The sequence below is a fragment of the Streptomyces sp. WZ-12 genome, assembly GCF_028898845.1.
Classification (GTDB): domain Bacteria; phylum Actinomycetota; class Actinomycetes; order Streptomycetales; family Streptomycetaceae; genus Streptomyces.
On the sequence record NZ_CP118574.1, the window covers coordinates 354,308 to 369,218 of the forward strand.

The 14,911-nt window shown below is 70.2% G+C and carries 14 protein-coding genes and 2 pseudogenes; 9 read left to right on the forward strand and 7 right to left on the reverse strand.

Features of this window, described 5'->3' with window-relative positions; all coding sequences use genetic code 11:
- Positions 1-48: 48 nt before the first annotated feature.
- Positions 49-474, reverse strand: a complete 426-nt coding sequence (locus tag PV796_RS01050; RefSeq protein ID WP_274910839.1) for a DUF7144 family membrane protein — start codon at positions 472-474, stop codon at positions 49-51.
- A gap of 213 nt (positions 475-687) precedes the next feature.
- Positions 688-962, reverse strand: a pseudogene (locus PV796_RS01055) (amidohydrolase family protein); the annotation flags it as partial.
- Positions 963-1,016: 54 nt separating this feature from the next.
- Here PV796_RS01055 and PV796_RS01060 point away from each other — a divergent pair.
- Together PV796_RS01060 and PV796_RS01065 are read left to right on the forward strand one after the other, a co-directional pair.
- Complete coding sequence (locus PV796_RS01060) at positions 1,017-1,364, forward strand: HAD family hydrolase (RefSeq protein WP_446750547.1); 348 nt, start codon at positions 1,017-1,019, stop codon at positions 1,362-1,364.
- Positions 1,365-1,443: 79 nt separating this feature from the next.
- Positions 1,444-1,788, forward strand: coding sequence for an Lrp/AsnC family transcriptional regulator (locus PV796_RS01065; RefSeq protein WP_274910840.1), 345 nt, complete (start codon positions 1,444-1,446; stop codon positions 1,786-1,788).
- A gap of 75 nt (positions 1,789-1,863) precedes the next feature.
- Here PV796_RS01065 and PV796_RS01070 read toward each other — a convergent pair whose 3' ends face one another.
- Positions 1,864-2,385 (reverse strand): AAA family ATPase, encoded by a 522-nt coding sequence (locus PV796_RS01070; protein WP_274910841.1) that lies wholly within the window; start codon positions 2,383-2,385, stop codon positions 1,864-1,866.
- 252 nt (positions 2,386-2,637) lie between these two features.
- Here PV796_RS01070 and PV796_RS01075 point away from each other — a divergent pair, with 252 nt between their 5' ends.
- Positions 2,638-3,156 carry a universal stress protein gene (locus PV796_RS01075; RefSeq protein ID WP_274910842.1) on the forward strand — a complete coding sequence of 173 codons (519 nt, stop codon included), beginning with the start codon at positions 2,638-2,640 and terminating at the stop codon, positions 3,154-3,156.
- Positions 3,157-3,571: 415 nt separating this feature from the next.
- Here PV796_RS01075 and PV796_RS01080 read toward each other — a convergent pair whose 3' ends face one another.
- Positions 3,572-4,507, reverse strand: coding sequence for a helix-turn-helix domain-containing protein (locus PV796_RS01080; RefSeq protein WP_274910843.1), 936 nt, complete (start codon positions 4,505-4,507; stop codon positions 3,572-3,574).
- A 128-nt stretch (positions 4,508-4,635) separates the two neighbouring features.
- Here PV796_RS01080 and PV796_RS01085 point away from each other — a divergent pair, with 128 nt between their 5' ends.
- Both PV796_RS01085 and PV796_RS01090 read left to right on the forward strand, forming a co-directional pair.
- Positions 4,636-5,679 carry a saccharopine dehydrogenase family protein gene (locus PV796_RS01085; RefSeq protein WP_274910844.1) on the forward strand — a complete coding sequence of 348 codons (1,044 nt, stop codon included), beginning with the start codon at positions 4,636-4,638 and terminating at the stop codon, positions 5,677-5,679.
- Positions 5,680-6,340: 661 nt separating this feature from the next.
- Positions 6,341-6,544, forward strand: a complete 204-nt coding sequence (locus tag PV796_RS01090; protein ID WP_274910845.1) for a helix-turn-helix domain-containing protein — start codon at positions 6,341-6,343, stop codon at positions 6,542-6,544.
- An 84-nt stretch (positions 6,545-6,628) separates the two neighbouring features.
- Here the strand turns inward: PV796_RS01090 and PV796_RS01095 are convergent, their stop codons facing one another.
- From PV796_RS01095 to PV796_RS01105, 3 genes are all read right to left on the reverse strand, one after another.
- The gene (locus PV796_RS01095) at positions 6,629-7,714 is read right to left on the reverse strand and encodes a hypothetical protein (protein ID WP_342456873.1); all 1,086 of its coding nucleotides are present in this window, start codon (positions 7,712-7,714) and stop codon (positions 6,629-6,631) included.
- 582 nt (positions 7,715-8,296) lie between these two features.
- A complete protein-coding gene (locus PV796_RS01100) occupies positions 8,297-8,809 on the reverse strand; it encodes a hypothetical protein (RefSeq protein WP_274910847.1) in 513 nt (170 codons plus the stop codon).
- Between the two features lie 326 nt (positions 8,810-9,135).
- On the reverse strand, positions 9,136-10,647 hold the full coding sequence (locus tag PV796_RS01105) for a carboxylesterase/lipase family protein (protein WP_274910848.1): 1,512 nt from the start codon (positions 10,645-10,647) through the stop codon (positions 9,136-9,138).
- Between the two features lie 176 nt (positions 10,648-10,823).
- Between PV796_RS01105 and PV796_RS01110 the strand changes: the two genes are divergently transcribed.
- From PV796_RS01110 to PV796_RS01125, 4 genes and pseudogenes are all read left to right on the forward strand, one after another.
- Positions 10,824-11,429: a TetR/AcrR family transcriptional regulator gene (locus tag PV796_RS01110; protein ID WP_274910849.1), complete on the forward strand. Its 606-nt coding sequence runs from the start codon at positions 10,824-10,826 to the stop codon at positions 11,427-11,429.
- 121 nt (positions 11,430-11,550) lie between these two features.
- Positions 11,551-11,724, forward strand: a pseudogene (locus tag PV796_RS01115) (IS110 family transposase); the annotation flags it as partial.
- Between the two features lie 225 nt (positions 11,725-11,949).
- Entirely contained in the window at positions 11,950-12,870 is a 921-nt protein-coding gene (locus PV796_RS01120) for an NADP-dependent oxidoreductase (RefSeq protein WP_274910850.1), read from the forward strand.
- 147 nt (positions 12,871-13,017) lie between these two features.
- A complete protein-coding gene (locus PV796_RS01125) occupies positions 13,018-14,307 on the forward strand; it encodes an MFS transporter (protein WP_274918808.1) in 1,290 nt (429 codons plus the stop codon).
- Positions 14,308-14,911 lie beyond the last annotated feature (604 nt).

Here is a 14,911-nt window from a genome sequence, read left to right on the forward strand (position 1 = left end):
CCGTCCTACCGGGGACCCCTCAGATGACGGCGACCCGGGCCCCGCCTATCAACTGCCGCGGGCCGCAGGGTGGAACGACCTGCTCAGCGACCACACGATGAGGAGGTCGAATGCCATCACGATGATGGACCACACGGGGTAGTACGGCACGAACATGAACTGGGTGATCAGACTGGCCCCCGCCACTGCAATGCCGGCCCCGCGCGCCCATGCCTTGTCGAGGAGGATTCCGACGCCGACGACGAAGAGTGCCACACCGATGACAAGGTGAATCCAGCCCCACGCGGTGAGGTCGAATCGGTAGGCGTATCCGAACGAGGAGAAGAGCCTGTCCCGGGTGATCCCGGTGATGCCCTGAAGAATGCTGAGGGGGCCGCTTACCGTGAGCGCCACGCCGGCGAACAATGCGTCGCCGACGACGACTTTGCCGTTGTAGACGCTCCGCTGCCGCCCGTTGTCCGGCGTTGCTGCCATGACCGCTGCCTTCCTGTTCGGCGCGGTCGCCGACGCACCCGCATCGGGAAGGCGAGCCGCGCTCTCCTGCCAGCGTCGCGCCGAACCCCCGACGCCGCGACCGCAACCCCCAGGGCCGCGGCCGCGGCGTTCCCACCCGGTCACCGTGCGTATCCCGCACCGACCAGAAGGAGGCTGCCCGCCGTACCGAGACGCGGCGTTACAGGCCGAACGGGCGCGCCGCGGCAGGGCCCGGCGGGGGAACGACATACATCCCTCGGTGAAGTCCGTGCAGGCCATCGTCGTGTCCAGCCGTACCTGGTCGTACCGTTCGGCGAGGTCGAGGAGCTCCCCGTACTCGGTCTTGCCAAGTGCGCGACGATCAGCGGCAGTTGCGGGTGGCGGGCCAACACCCGTGCGAGCGCCGCGGGGCCGGTGTGCTTGCCGGGCACCGACCCGGAGCCGCAGTGCACCACCACGGGAATCCGCGCCTCGGCCAACAGCCCCCAGGGCCGGAGAGCCCTGATCGTGAACCATCATCGCTTCCCCCGGACCGTTGGGTGGTGGTCACCTCCGGCACCCGCCGCATCGCCGATGCCCGCCTGGCCGCGGCGGGCATCGAGGCCAGGCACCTCGTGACGGTCGACGACATCACCGAGCACAAGCCGCACCCGGAGCCGTTCCTGACCGCCGCCCGACTCCTGGACGTTGACCCCGCGCGCTGCGTCGCCTTCGAGGACGCCCCCGCCGGTCTCGAAGCCGCACGGGCTGCCGGCATGCTCACGGTGGCCCTCACCACGACCCACGACGCGCACGCCCTGGCCCCGGCGGCCGACGCGGTGATCCCCGACCTCTCCTGCGTGGCGGCGCACCTCACGGACGGCGGCATGGACGTGACGATCGTTTCCTAGAGCCGCCACCGACGGACGCGCCGAGAACCAACAGCTCGCCAGGGCGGCCGACTGCTCGCCCGCCACGGCACACCGTCGCGTGCTGGAGCTCCGCAGACGCGGCGTGCTCTACTTCGACATCGACTACCGCCCCTCCCTGGTCAACCGGCAGCGCAACACCATGCTGTGGGCGTCGGTACGGCCGGCGCACCTCGACGCCGCCGGCCGCGCCCTGGCCGCACACAGGGAAGCCTCCTTCGCCGCCTCCACGACCGGCCCGACCAACCTCTACGCGGCTATCACCTGCGAAAGCAGCCGCGCCCTGCACGCCTACCTGACCGGCCCCCTCGCCGCCCTGCCCGGACTCGCCCACATCGAAAGCGCACCCGTCATCCGCACCACCAAACGCGCCGGCATCAACCCCTTCGACCGGGCTCCCGAGTGACGACCGCGACCCCGATGGCTGCGACCTTGACGGCTGCGGCAAGTCGGCCCGTCCTCGCGCGAGGACGGGCGGGCCTCAGCGCTTGACGGCCTCGGCGATCCGTAGGGCGGCCTGGGCGGGCGTGAGGTGCGTGGTGTCGACGACCTCGGCCTCGCCGTGTAGCCATGTGCGGGCCGCCTCGGCGTACGGCTCAAGGTGCCTCAGGCGGAAGGCGGAGGGGCCGAGAACGGTGTCGCCCATGATGCGTCCGCGGAGGGTCTCCTGGTTAGCGTGGAGGACGAAGTGCCGTACGGGGACGTCGTGTTGGGCGAGACCCGAGCTGATCTCGCGCCAGTACTGCTCGACCAGGACGGTCATGGGCATCACCAGGGTGCCGCCCGCGTAGTCGAGTACCCGGCGGGCGGTCTCGACGACGAGCGGCCGCCACGGCGGCCAGTGCTGGAAGTTGTCCGTCTCGGGCAGCCCCGGCCTGATGTCCATGAGTGTCTCGCCGACCTTCTCGGCGTCGAACACTCGGGAATGCGGAATCAGTTGCTGCACGAGCGCACTGGTCGTCGTCTTGCCCGCACCGTGGGTGCCGTTGAGCCATACGATCACGAGAGCCAGGCTACGGCCTGTCCGCCCCTGACCCATCGGACGGGCCCCAGGCCGCGCGGCCCCGCTCACCGGCGACCGGTCGGCGTCATGACGTCGTCAGGGTCTTCCCCACCCGCGTAAGGGAAGCGCCAACGAGGCGGAACGGCCACGTCGGCGGCGCTTCGATGAACTCGACAGACACGCGGGGCCCGGTCGCGACACGTCATCGCGGCTCGGGTCCCGTGAGGGCAGCACATCCGAGGAGCGTGGCCCATGGCCGAACCCCTGGGCCAGCGCGTCGTGGTCGGCGTGAGCGGTTCGTTGGGCAGCGTGACGGCTCTGCACCGGGCCGCCGCGGAAGCGCGCGTGCGGAGTGCGGAACTGTGGGCCGTACTGGCCTGGGAGCCACCCGGTGGCGACCTCCCCTCCCGCGGCGCGTCACTGGTCACCACGTGGCACCGCATGGCGAGCGAGCAACTCATGGACGCCTTGGACACCGCCTTCGGCAGCGAGGGCCCGGGGGTTCCGCTCCACGCCCTGGTCGCGCGCGGCACGCCGGGAAGGGCGCTGGTGGCGACCGCCGACCGGAGCGACGATCTGCTCGTGATCGGCGCCGGGGCCCGCGGCAGGCTGCGTCGCGGAATGTGGCCTTCGGTCTCCCGGTACTGCGTGGCACGCGCCTGCTGCACGGTGCTGGCCGTCCCGCCCTCCCCCCTGCACCACAGCCTCACCGCCATACACCGTCGCAACGTGTGGAAACTCCCGCTCACCACACGGAGTTTGACCGGCTGACGGCCCCGTCCGCGGTTCGGCGGCCATGGCGTCGCGGTGGCCGCGCTCCCGTGCCTTGTTCAAGCCTCCGTACAACGCGCCGGGGCCACGAAGGTGTTCGGAGGGAAGCGTCGGATCCACCAGTGTCCTGACCGTTCCGTCCGTGCACAGCACAGCACAGCATCGGTGAGTTTGGACAAGGCATCTCGGCATCCGCTCAGGCAGTCGCGGAAGTCGCCCCGGAAGCGGGATGGTCCCGCCAAAGCTTCCTGCCCGTCCCGCTGTTGCAGCACGCTCATCGCCGCGGCATCGGTCTGGTCGGTGCGCCCTTGGTCGGAGCACATGATCAGGCCGGGGTTGCCCCTGGACCTGGCAAATGCCCAGGTGGGCGACGCAGTTCGAGGTACGTTTCGCCGTCGCCAGATGAACGACAAGGTCAGGGGCGGAAGGTGCGGCGGTAGGTGTCGGGTGGGACGCCGACGCTGCGGTGGAAGTGGCGACGCAGTGTGGTGGCGGTGCCCATACCGGTGGCCACGGCGATGGTGTCCACGGTGGCGTTGGTGGTCTCCAACAGTTCCTGGGCGTGGCGGATGCGTTGGGCGTGGAGCCACTGCAGGGGTGTGGTGCCGGTGAGGTGCTTGAAGTGGCGGCCAAGGTGGCGTGAGCTCATGCGGGCCTGGCGGGCCAGATCCTCTACGGTGAGCGGTTGGTCCAGTCGCTCCAGCGCCCAGGGGAGGAGCTCGCTCAGGGGGTGGTTGCCCGGGGCGGGGACGGGGGTTGCGATGAACTGGGCCTGGCCGCCGTCGCGGTGCGGCGGGATGACCAGACGGCGGGCGATCTTGTTGGCGATGGCCGAGCCATGGTCGAGGCGGACCAGGTGCAGGCACAGGTCCATGGCCGCGGCCTTGCCCGCGGAGGTGAGGACGTCGCCGTTGTCGACGTAGAGGACGTCCGGATCGACGGTGGCCGCCGGATGGCGCCGGGCCAGTTCCCGCGTGTGCGCCCAGTGTGTGGTCGCGCGCCTGCCGTCGAGCAGTCCTGCCGCGCCCAGGACGAAGGCGCCCGTGCACAGTGAGGCCACCCTGGCGCCGGAAGCGTGAGCGGCGCGCACCGCCGTGACCAGTTCGGTGGGCGGTTCGCGATCCGTGTCGGCCCAGCCGGGGACGATCACGGTGTCCGCGTGCGCGAGGTGGTCGAGTCCGTGGTCGGGTTCCAGGCGGAAGCGGTCGACGCGCACCGGACCGCTCCCGCAGAGGGAGAAGTCATACCAGGGGTCCACGAGGTGGGTCAGATCGACCCCGAAGACCTCGACGGCCACGGACAGTTCGTAGTGGAGCATGCCGTCGGTGACGGCCAGCGCGACAGTGGGCACGTCCGAAACTGTACGCGTCATGTCGTTTCCGACACTCGTGTGGGGTGCTGCCGCGAGGACAGGATGGGGGTGTCAGGCCGCAGCGGATCGGTATCGCAGCGGGCGTTCGAGGGCACGGGAGCAGTCTCATGGAGTCAGGTCAGCTGGTGACGGTGTTCGGCGCGTACGGTCACACCGGGCGGTTCGTGGTCACGGAGCTGGCCACACGTGGGTTCGTCCCGCTGCCGTCCGGACGCAACGCGCAGGCTCTGGAGCAACTGGCCGACGAGCACGGGCTGGAGGCTCGGGTGGCGTCGGTCGAGGACCCGGCCTCGCTGGACCGGGCCCTGTCGGGAACGGCGGCAGTCATCAACTGCGCCGGCCCCTTCGCCTCGACCACCGGCCCCGTGATCGATGCCGCGCTGCGCGCGGGGATCCCGTACCTGGACGTGGCCGCCGAGCTTGAAGCAAACCTCGACACCTTCGCCCACTACCGGGAGCGGGCACGGGACGCAGGAGCGCTGATCGTCCCGGCCATGGCCTTCTTCGGCGGTCTCGGCGACCTGCTGGCCACCGCGGCGATGGGCGACTGGGCCAAAGCCGACGAGGCACACATCGCCTATGCGCTCAGCAACTGGCATCCCACGGCCGGCACTCGGCTCTCGGGCGCGGTCTCCCGCGAGCGGCGCGGCGCCAACCGGCTGCGCTACAGCGGCGGACAGTGGGAGCACCGCACCGACGACGCGCCCGCCCTGGAGTGGACCTTCCCGGCTCCGACGGGACCCCGGCCGGTGATCGGGGAGTTCACGATGGCGGACGTCGTCACTGTCCCCCAGCACATGTCCATCCCCGACGTGACCACCTACATGACCGTTGAGGCAGTCCGCGACATCGCCGACCCTCACACACCAGCCCCGACCGCCGCCGACGAGGGCGGGCGCTCGGACCAGACTTTCCTCGTCGACGTCATCGTGCGCTCGGGCGGAGTCGAACGCCGGGCCACGGCCAGCGGCCGGGACATCTACGCCGTCACCGCGCCTCTTGTCGTCGAAGCCCTTGAGCGCGTCCTGACCGGTCGCACCAAGGCCATCGGCGTCGCCTCCGCCGGCGAGATCTTCGACGCCCCGGACTTCCTGCACGCGCTCGCCCCGCACATCGCACTCGACCTGCACCCTCAACAGCAGACTGCCTGACCTCAGCCACCCGCCCGGCTACCGGGTGTGCCCTCAGCGAGCCATGACGACATATCGATCCGAAACTCAAAGGGTTCTCTTCGAGGCTGTAGTAGACCTGCGGGCCGCCGAAGTAGCCGCGGATGACGTGTGGTTGGCGGCGGTGGGAGAACCTGCGGTTTCGGCTGCGAGTTGGGCCTGGTCGCGGGCTCGGTGGTGCCTGGGCAGACTGCGCTTGAGGCCGGCGTTGACCAGCCGCCCGCCCAGGTTCAGCTCGGGTGGTAGCCGCCCGCCGCCCAGCTTGCGAGGGCGCCACCGTCGAAGTCGCCCTCTCCGCAGGCCCCGCCTGATCGCGCCGGGCACAGTTGACATGAGCGGCTCGGCGCAGAGACGGCCGCCCAGGCTTCCCGCGCGGCCATCGGCGCCATTCGCGCGGCACGGTCCATCGGCCACGCCTACGCGGGCGGGAAGTCTCGGGTGGAAGCGACGTTCGCTCCCAGAGGCGTCGCCGCTCCGAGTCCGGTGACCACGACATCTGCATCGGCGGGGGCGTTACGCGCCACAAACCCTCATCTCACTCCGCGTTCTCTGAGTCGTTGCCACTTACCCCAAAACCCATCGACAGGCGCCAAACCCCTGCAATGATCACCTTCTGCACATCCAAGTTGAAGGGGACGAACTCATGGACAAGGGAAAGCGGATCACCGGCGCGGCGCGCGACGAGCTTGCCGGTGACATTGAGAAGGCATACGAGGGCGGCGCCTCCATCCGGGCCATCGCCGCATCCCTGGGGCGCTCCTATGGCTTCGTCCACGGCATGCTCGTCGAGGGCGGTGTCACCCTGCGCGGTCGTGGAGGTAACTCCCGCCGCGAAGGCGGAGTGTGAGGCAGCGCGGGGTATCGGGGCCGGGGCGTCCTGCGCGGACGCCGCTGCCTTCAGTTGTCCGGCACGTGTGACGGCGGCGGTGCCTCACAGCAGTCCGCTCAGCGGTAGGACCCTTTCGGCGAGCCGTCCGCGCAACTGTCCGTCAGCGGTGTCGGCTTCGGCGAGCCATTCCGCGTGGAGCAACAGCTCAGCGTGCTCAGCGATTTCCTCGCCGGGCAGGGCGCAGAACGTGGCGATCCTGCCCAGGTGGAGTCCGTCGTTTTCGGGATGTCCGAGGCGGCCGTCGGGGCGGGTGTGGGCGGCGGTGTACAAGGCCAGAAGTCGGCTTGCGGCGCCCAACTTCTTCTTGCGGAGATTGCGGTCGCCTACGACCTTCTGGGCCCAACCGGAGAGCTTCGCGCGGGTGTTCTTGCCGAAGGTGAACGGGCACTGCTCGGGCAGCAACGTGGGGATGGTGAGGGCGGTGGGATCCTCGGGCCGGGAGGTCAGCGCTTCGGTGATGGTGCCGGGCAGGCGCAGCCAGCCGGTCGTGACCAGTTTCTCCAGCACCGGCTCGGCTTCGCCGTGCAGCCAACTGGTGAGGTCCTGACCGGTGATGTTGCCAGTGCCGTTCCGCGCGGCGCGCAAGGTGAGCATGAGCACCGCGAGGTGCACCGCGGCTTCGGGGTGCGGAGCTTGGGCGGGGACGTGGTCCAGGACAGTCCGGGCGTGCAGGGCCTGTCCTGGGGTCAAAAGCCGTTCCACCACCGGCACGTTGCCGCTCGTCGCGTCACCGTCGACCGTGCCGGCACGGTTGTGGTGCATCTCGCGGGTGGTCTGCGCGGCTTTGTGGGCGCGGTCCGCTTCGTGTTGGAGGGAGGGGATGCCGGCGACCTCGGCCCACTGGGCGAAGGCGCGGGCTTTGCGCTCGTGGAGGGTGGCGAGGAGCACAAGGTCGGGTTCGGTGCGTTGCTGGTAGGCGCGGAACGCGTCCCCGAGGTCGATGAGTTCGACGCGCAGCGCGTCGGGCCGCAGGTTGTAGGGGACGGTCCGCTGCGCGATCTTTCCCCCCTGCCTCGTCCCTGGTGACGTTTCGCCAGGCGAGGCGGTGCGGGCCCGGGGCACTTCGGCGGTCCTGTCGCTCAGGGCGGAGGACTCGGCGCAGGCAGAGCGGTCGTGGTCGGAGAACACCGCGGCCGCAACATTGGACGCCGGCGCTCGTCGTGCTGCGGCTGGGGGCGCGGCGGGACGGGGTGGTGGGGCCGTGGCCACGACGCGGCAACCGGGGGTGGCGGCTGCGCACCGCGCACAGGTTTCCGCGATCCGCCACAGTCGCCCCGTCTTGTCCGCGTACACGGCCAGGACCACCGGGCCACCGCACCGCACCGCCCCCGTCGTCGCGTGCCAACCGCACTCGGCGACGCGACAGCCACACCATGCCGCGCTGCGCGGTCCGCCATCCTTGCGGAGGTGGGCCAGGTGCATGTTGACGTGCGCGACCGCGGCCCTTCGTCCCTCTGTGGCACTGGTACAGCGCAAGTCAGCGCAGGCGGTGCAGGAACACGAGAGGCGGACCGTGCCGGCGCAGGGGCGGCCGTAGGGGTCCAACCGCACCGTCCACACCCGCCCTGCGACGCGCTCGTGCTGCGTGCCACCCTCCACCGTCATGTCCGCGCTCCCAGCGTTGCGTGATCCGTCACCTTGGGCAGCCCATCATCGAGGATTCCGACCCGATCACGGACGACCGCCATGCAGCGACACAGCCATCGAAGGTCAAGCGTTCCCGTCGGCTGTCTTGAGCCCTACCTCCAGGATCGAATGGGTCAGCTGGCCCACGACGGTGAAGGGGCGGGCCATACGCTGGCCGTGCATGTCGGCTTCATCGATGGCCAGTTGGAAGAGACCTTCGAGGTAGGAGCGGCGACGCTGTGGATGTTCGGTGCAGGCGGCGCTCAGCAACGCGTCGAAGGAATCGGTGTCCCCCGAGGACCAGGCCGCCATCATGCGGCGGGCGAAGACCCGCTGTTGTGGGGAGCGGCCCTCAAGGTTGGCCGAGTTGCCACTGGCGTCGGTGCTCGTGGTCCAGTCCGCCCCACTGGCCAGGCCGAGGCGACACACGAAATCGCTGGCCACCCGAGCGAGGGTGGCCAGCGCCGCGTTGTCCAACTGCGCGAGATCCTGCGCTCGACGGTAGGCGGCAGGAATCTCACCGAGGGCGCCTTCGGCCACCCCCGCCTGCAGCAACACATACCCGCGTTCCACCTGCTCGTTGAGCCTCTCCAGCATCTGCCCCACCCCAGACACGTCATGACCCGCTACGGGACGATCATCTCAGCAGCCGGCTCGCCGGGGTAAGCAAAACCCGGCCACAGGCCATCAGTTCGACGGCCGCGCACCGACCAGGCGCCGACGGGCCCCCGGCACGGCACGGGAGGACCGCCGCAGCGGTGACCGATGGGCAGCTCCAGGCGGACACGGCGAGCGATGGTGCGTGCTGTGCTCACCCGTGAGGCATGTGCCGTGGCTTCCGGGAAGGGCGGTGGCGGTGAGGGGGCCCGGGTGGGGCAGCGCGAGGGGTGACTCGCTTTCGCGTGGTGCGCGCCCGGTGATTCTCAGTTCCCGGCGTCTGTGCGTGTGGAACGGATCAGTTGTGTGAGCGGGCTGGGGTTGAGCGGACGGAATTCCACGGTGTCCTCGATCACGGTGAGTTGGGGGTCTGTGGTCCGGCAGCTCGGCCACGCCTCGCCTGCGAGGGTGCGGGGGGTACCGGTACGGGCGAACTCCACCCAGGCATGCTGCACGGCATCGCGAAGGGTGGTGTCCGTGGTGTCGTACTCGGCGTCCGGTCCGTCACCGGCGGCCACGTGCCCGAACACGTAGGGCAGTTCGGCCATGTGGTAGGCGAGCATGCGCGAGCGATGGTTGCCCGGGGACACCCGGGCGAAGCGGTAGGTGTAGGCCGTGCGCCCCAGGGCGGTGAAGCGCTCGTAGGCCGCCAGAGCCGGCTCGTGGAACACCGCAGCGGTGGTCAGCTCGGTCAGGGCCTCGTAGGTGGACAGGCCGCGGTCGCGGAACTGGGTGAGGACGTCGTCGGCGCGCCGGGGCACCAAGGTGTGGGCCATTACGGCGAGCGCCGCGGGGGTGTACGCCTGCTCGGCGCTCACCGGGGGGCCGCCGACCGGGCCGCCCGGGCGGTGGAAATAGCGGGCCTCGTCCTGCGTCGTGCCGAACATCACCGGCATGTCGTTCGGCCAGGCCGCGAAGCCGTCGGTGACCACGTCTCCGTCGACTGCGGGAAACCACACCAGGTCCGCGGGGGTGTGTAGCCGTCCAGGAGTGGCGAGGGCGGCGGGTCTCGTCAGCGAGGCTTTGACCATCGTGTCCTGCGGCAGGCCACGCAGCGCGTCGAGGTCGGTAGTGCCGACGCGTTCGAAGAGCGTGTTGCTGAGCTGGACGATGGAGTCGGCGGTGTAGTTGGCCGAGACGGGATGTTCGAAGCCGGCGCTCTGGATGATCCCCCGGTGGAACAAGCCGCGGGCGCTGGGTGTGGAGAGCAGCGCGCGGACGGCGGCGGCGCCGGAGGACTGACCGAAGACGGTCACGTTGCCGGGGTCGCCGCCGAAGGCGGAGATGTTCTGCTGCACCCAGCGCAGCGCCGTAACCCAGTCCAGGACCGCGAAGTTGGTGCCCGCCTCGGGGTGGGCCAGGAAGCCGAAGACTCCAAGCCGGTAGTTGAACGACACCACGATCACGCCACGTTCGGCCAGCGCGGCGCCGTTGTACAGCGCCTCGGAGGCCGCGCCGTAGAGGAAGCCGCCGCCGTGGATCCACACCATGACCGGGAGCTTGGCTGCCGGGTCTGCACTGGGCGTCCACACGTTGAGGTACAGGCAGTCCTCGCTCTGCGCGGCGCTCAGGTCGCCGACACCGGGCAGGATCTGGATGCCGGCGTTGCCGAACGCGGCGGCCTCACGTACGCCGTCCCACGGTTCGGCAGGTGCCGGCGGAGCGAAGCGCAGCCTGCCGACGGGCGGGGCCGCGTAGGGCAGGCCCAGGAAGGCGGATACGCCGTTGCTGTGGTGGATGCCGCTGGTCTGGCCCTGTTCTGTACGGATCGGGGACATGACGAACTCCTTGATCGTGCCGCAGGGGGCCGCCGGCAGACTGCGGTGCGCCCGGAGGCCGCTCCGGCGGGTCGACCTCCCACCCAAGAGGAAACGATCGTTCCCGTATGGATGCCTTCAACCTAGCCCCGCAGCGTACCGAAACGCAAACGTTCGTTTTCGTTTACGATGGGTCCATGCCCCGACTCAGCGAAGAGACCCGCGCGAAGCGGCGCGACCACGTCCTCACAAGTGCGTGGACCTGCTTCGCCGAGAAGGGCTTCCACGCCACATCCATGGACGACGTGATCGCCGCGACCGGGATGTCCTCAAGCGCCGTCTACCGACATTTCCGCAGCAAGGACGAACTCATCAAGGCCAGCGCCGAAAGCGGGATCGGCCTGGTGCGCGACACCTTCGTACGGCTGCTCGCCCAGCGCCCCACCCCCACTCCAGCCCAGACGCTCGCCATCCTGGTGGACGAACTGCACGCCCGCACCGAACACCCCCGCTACGACATGACCAGCCTCGCCGTCCAGGCATGGGCCGAAGCCCTGGGCAACCCTCAGGTACGCGACCTCTCGCGCGAGCAGTACACGCAGGCCCGTCAGCGGCTGACCGAACTGGCCGAACGCTGGAAGGCCGAGGGCCACTTGAACCCCGATGCCGACCCGGTGGCAGCGGCCTCGGTGCTCTTCGCCCTCATGCCGGGACTGATCGTCAGCCACCACCTGATCACCGACGTCACCCTGAAGGAACTGACCGACGGCCTCACCGCCCTCGGCACCGCCCTCAGCCCATGACGCGCAGCCGGGAGCCGGCGAGCAGGGCAGTTCCTCGGGCCGGCTTCATCCCGGGCCCGCGCCGTAAGTGGTGGACAGAGTCGACGAGTTCGGGGCTCTCGCGGCCTGCTGATCAGCCACCGGCCAGCCGGTCGCCTACCGCACCGGCTTGACGGTCCATCGGGCCTCGGCCACCTGTAAGGGCGGCACGGGGAAGACCGACGCGAAGGACGCCTTCGTCATCGCTGACCAAGCCCGCGTCCGCCGCGATCTGGGCCCGCTGCGGCCGGGCGATGAGATCGCCGTCGCCCGGCGAGAAGACGGCCGCCGCGATGGTGGTCCGCCTCGCGAAGGGGGTGATGGCCTTCGATGAGGGGATCGCCGAGCTCAAAACGGGCGACGAAGGAATGCGCGAGCAGGTGAAATCGATCATGCGGAACGGCATACATCCACCTGCTGCGTCTTCCCCAAGACAAGCTGCCGTGAGCCCCGTGTGTGAACGGGCCGCGCGCTTGAGTCGCCCTACCCGTAAGGAGTTTGTATGCAAGCCATCACTGTGCGGGACCGTGACGCCGGTCTTGCCGGCATGTCCCTGACGGAGATGCCCTACCCCCATGCAGCCGAGAACGACGTCATCGTGCGGGTGCACGCCGCGGGCTTCACCCCTGGCGAGCTGGACTGGCCGGGCACGTGGACCGATCGCGCAGGCCGCGACCGGACGCCGAGCGTGCCGGGGCACGAGCTGTCCGGTGTCGTCGTACAGCTGGGGTACGGCACCACCGGCCTGAGCGTCGGGCAACGGGTGTTCGGCCTGGCCGACTGGACCCGCAACGGCACGCTCGCCGAGTACACCGCGGTGGAAGCCCGCAACCTCGCCCCGCTGCCGGCGGACATCGACCACACCCTGGCCGCCGCGCTGCCGATCTCCGGACTGACCGCCTGGCAGGGCCTGTTCGACCACGGCCGCCTCACCACGGGCCAGACCGTCCTGATCCACGGTGCCGCGGGCGGCGTCGGCTCGATCGCGGTCCAGCTCGCCCGCGAGACCGGCGCCCGCGTCATCGGCACGGGCCGGTCCTCCGACCGGGACCGGGCGCTCGCTCTGGGCGTCGACACCTTCCTGGACCTACAGACCGAGCAACTGGAGGACGGGGGCGAGGCCGACGTCGTGTTCGACGTGATCGGCGGCGACATCCTCGACCGCTCGGCCGCCCTGGTCCGGCCCGGCGGCACGCTCGTCACCATCGCCATGCCGCCCAAGGTCCAACCCAAGGACGGGCGGGCCGTCTTCTTCGTTGTCGAACCCGACCGCGCCCGGCTGACCGATCTCGCCGCGCGCCTGAGGGACGGACGGCTCAGGCCGGTCGTCAGCGCCGTGCGGTCACTCGGTGCAGCACCCGCCGCATTCGCCCCGGCCACGCGCACCCGCGGCAAGACGATCATCCGCGTCACCGAAGGCTGAACGGGAGATCCCTCGTGATCACCTTGCGGATCGCCGGCGGCTTCCTCGCCGTCTCCACGCTGGCCGGGCCACAGGCTGTACCCGCCTCGGCCAGCCCACCCACGCCGGGACGCCTACCGCCACCGCGGCATCGAAGCGCCCCGCCGAATCCCTGACCCCTCTGGCGCGGCCTTCGATTGCTCTCTGGCGGCCGTCGAGTTGGTGTCGCTGGCCTATCTGCTGATACTGGTGGCGCTCCTGATACCGGCCGGTCGGCTCTCCGGCGCCCATGGCCGAAAGCTGCTCTATCTGTACGGATTTTTGGCGTTCAGTGGCGCATCGGCCGCTTGTGGGCTGGCGCCGTCACTGGCAACACTGGTGGCCTTCCGAGTAGTACAGGCCGGCGGGGCGGCAATGATGCAGGCCGACGGCGTCGCCCTGGTGACCACCAGTGCACCGCGCGAGCGGATGCGGACGGCCTTGGGCGTGCAGACTGCCGCGCAGGCGCTTGGTCTGGTGCTCGGTCCCACGGTGGGGGGTGCTCTGGTGTCCACGCTTGGCTGGCGTTGGGTGTTCGAGGTCAACGTTCCCATGGGAGTGCTCGGCCTGGTAGCCGGGTACTTCCTGCTGCCCCGCACCCGTGCCCGTAACCCGGTGAGGGAATTCGACGGGTGGGGGCTGATGCTGCTGTCCGTAGCGACCATCGGGTTGCTGTTGTCGGTGTCGGCGGCGTCGGGCTTGCCCGTGCCGGGTTGGGCGGTCGCCGTCCTCGCCGGGCTTGCTGCAGCCGCGGCCTGGGGCTTCGTGGCCAGGGAGCGGCGCATCACGCAGCCGCTGCTGGATCTGGGCATCCTGCGCGTCAGGACCGTGTCGGTCGGGCTGTTCGCCGCACTGTGCGGCTACTTGGTGTTGTTCGGCCCGCTGGTTCTGGCGCCCATCGTCGTGATCCTGCGCGGTCACAGCGAGTTGACCGCAGGGGCCGTGCTGACGGCTTTGCCGGCGGGCTTCGCGCTCACGGCGGCCTGCGCGGACCGGGTGCTGCCCAGCGCCCTGTCCGACCGCAGCCGCTGCGCGGCGGGAGCCGTCGTGTGTGCGGCGGCATTGGCAACCATGCTCGGCTCACCGCTGAGCCTGGCCTGGCTGACACCACTGCTGGCACTACTCGGCCTGGGACTGGGGCTGTTCACCCCGGCCAACAACGCCCTGATCATGGGAGCGATCCCCCCGTGCTCCTCCGGCACCGGAGGAGGGCTGATGAACATGGCCCGCGGCTTGGGCACCGCCCTCGGCGTCGCCCTGGTAGCCCTCGCCCTCTACCTCGGCGGACCCTACGGCAACCGCTGGGCCCTCTTCCTGCTCCTGATCGTCTCCCTCCTCACCGCCGCTGCCGCCTGGCCGACCCGGGCACCAGAACTCCAACCCCCCATCGACGAGAGCGGGCAGGAGACTTCCGGCTGATACCTGACGACAGTCCGGCGGCACCACGCTCCGGCGCGCACAGCGACGGTACGCCGTCAACACCCCAGGAACACAAGGCCATTGACGGCACGCCGTCACCGATTCGGCGCCGGACGGGCAGCCCGCCGTCCGTCGCGGTAGTGGCCCCTGCTGCACCGGCGCCTCGCCCGAGACGACGAGACCCTGCCCGCCGGCTCCGCGTCGTGCTCGTGAAGAGCACGCGGTCGGCGATGTTCCCGCCCGTGACGGTCTTCACGGTGACCCATTCCTCGGACAGTTGGAGCTCGTAGCCGCGCCGCCCCTTGCACGGCGCGGTCCGGTACTCGTCAACGTCGGCGGAGCGGCGGTCACTTGCCGGTCTGCCACGCCTTGCGTCGCTGCCGCAGTGCGGCGGGCCCGTGCCCTGGCTGTCTCCGACGATGAGGTGGTCCACGTCGAGAGCCCCGGCCCCGATGTCCGCGCCCTCTCGTGGTGCCCCCTGCTCGGTGGGGGCGCCCCCGAGAGCCTCCCCGCGGTTCCGGTCATGGACAAGTGCGCCTCTGTGGGCCGGAGTGCGCCGTCGTGCGCGGGGGTGCGCCTCGGGTTACCCCGTAAGGGTAGTCGT